Raw genomic sequence first — 1,952 nt, 5'->3', positions numbered from 1 at the left:
GGGTAATCTAAAATAAGGTGGGGTATACAAATTATGGGGTATAGAATTACATGGGGTAAAAGAGACCCCGTAAATTGTAAAGAATTAAGAAGTGCAGAAGTCACGGAAGGACATGAGCACTTCTTTTTTTACAGTTTCATAGGTATATCATCATTTAAAGAGTATAAGATTCTCGCCCTGAATCTGTTCCAGTTTGTATAACCATTACTGCTGTGTTTCAAAAGTTTGATAGACTTATTCCTGTTTTCAATAAGGGCATTATTCATTTTTCTGTTTAATGACGGTATTTTTATGAATGAATTGATGATCTCCTGTTTCCATTCGCATAATGTGTTGGAGAAGTCCTGCAATCCTTTCACATTTGAAGTCCTGCACAGAATAATGATATCTTCCAGTTCCTTTTTTGCATTTTTCTGTTCTGCACTCTTATAGAACAGATGGATGATATCTTTGATTTCAACTGCTTCTTTCAGTTTAGAATCTATTTCGATTGCCATATGATAGATATCATTGAGATTACAGTACTGGTTCAGAGCACGGTTGAACTTCTTTTCTACATTTGCATCAGAAATGCGAGGATCATTACTGAAAAGGACAAAGTCAAATTTTTTGAGCAGATAATAGTTTCGTTGCGCAATACGCAGCCTTTCCTCATCCTCAGGACAGAGGGAAGTTTTCTCTTCTTTCAGCTTTTTCCGCTTTTTTGTCAGATCATCTTTGATCTTCTTGTTTTCATTTACGACATCAATTCTTACTCTCGTCACTTTTCTTGACAATTCCTGAAGTACATGGAATTTATCGACGATACAGATGCATTCAGGAAACATCAGTCTGGATACTTCACGATATGTTTTCCACATATCAAAGGAAACATACTTGACCTTCTTCCTTTCTTTCAGCGGGATCTTATGAAAGTAATCCACAAGATAGCGCATGCGTCTTGAAGGAAGGACATCTGTAATCTTTTTCTCATTATAATCAAGCAGGACACAGATGTAATCACTGTCTCTGCTTTTGAAAGCATAAGTTTCATCAAAGCAGAGACATTCAGGAAGAGAACGTCTGTGGGGGTGGATATGCCTGTCAAAAATATTGGCGACAGAAGAAGCTGACATATGGTATTTATCAGCTACATAACTAAAAGTGGTTTCCGGTCTTTTAAGTTCATTCAGGACATTATATACGGTCGCAACAGAAACTTTGAGATTACCGGAAATAAAGGGATTGTTTTCATAAAAGGTTTTACCACAGACAGGACACACATAGCGTCTGGCTTTGTAGTGGATCATACAGGGAATTGGATTGAGAACAGAATGATTGATTTTCTTCAGTTGATAGCCTTTGACTTTTGTGGTAGCACTCTTACATACAGGACATGAGTGCTCACGTATGTTAAGCTCAAGATAAACATTCAGGTAACCATCTTCATTACATATACTGATATCTTTGATATCTGCACGATCAAGGCCAAAAGCCGTAAGAAAATCTTTCATCTGTAAAGAAGGGGCAGAAGGACAATGATCAGTCAAAGGAATCACCGGCTTTCATGATCGGACAGAGAAATATTGTGATATACATAGATAAAACCTCGCTTTCATTGTGATCACAATGGAATAATAAGGCAGAAAGCGAGAAAAGCACACAAAAGTTATGTGGAACAGGAAATAATTGAGAAGTTTCTCCTATTCAGAAGGCAGATACGGTAGTAATCAAGGTAATCTATGGACTGATACTTAGACTTAAGAAACCATAGATGAGATGAATAGACAAAATCAGGATCAAGAGAAGAAAGGACATTGATGATATCAGAATGAGATAGAATAGAGAAAGGGATCATATCATTGACGAGGATGGCGTGAGTTTTACCGCAGTTCAGACAGATAATTCTGACAATCTTGATTTTCACATTACGGACAAGGAAATCAACAGAGCGAAGGTAGGTGGCATGAAAG

General features: G+C 37.1%; 1 protein-coding gene. It reads right to left on the bottom strand.

Features of this window, described 5'->3' with window-relative positions:
• Window positions 1–128 precede the first annotated feature (128 nt).
• Complete coding sequence (locus NE665_RS23580) at window positions 129–1,529, bottom strand: ISL3 family transposase (RefSeq protein WP_238135310.1); 1,401 nt, start codon at window positions 1,527–1,529, stop codon at window positions 129–131.
• Window positions 1,530–1,952 lie beyond the last annotated feature (423 nt).

Source organism: Clostridium sp. DFI.1.208, from assembly GCF_024463855.1.
GTDB lineage: Bacteria > Bacillota_I > Bacilli_A > Erysipelotrichales > Erysipelotrichaceae > Clostridium_AQ.
This window is presented reverse-complemented; position numbering and strand designations above follow the sequence as displayed.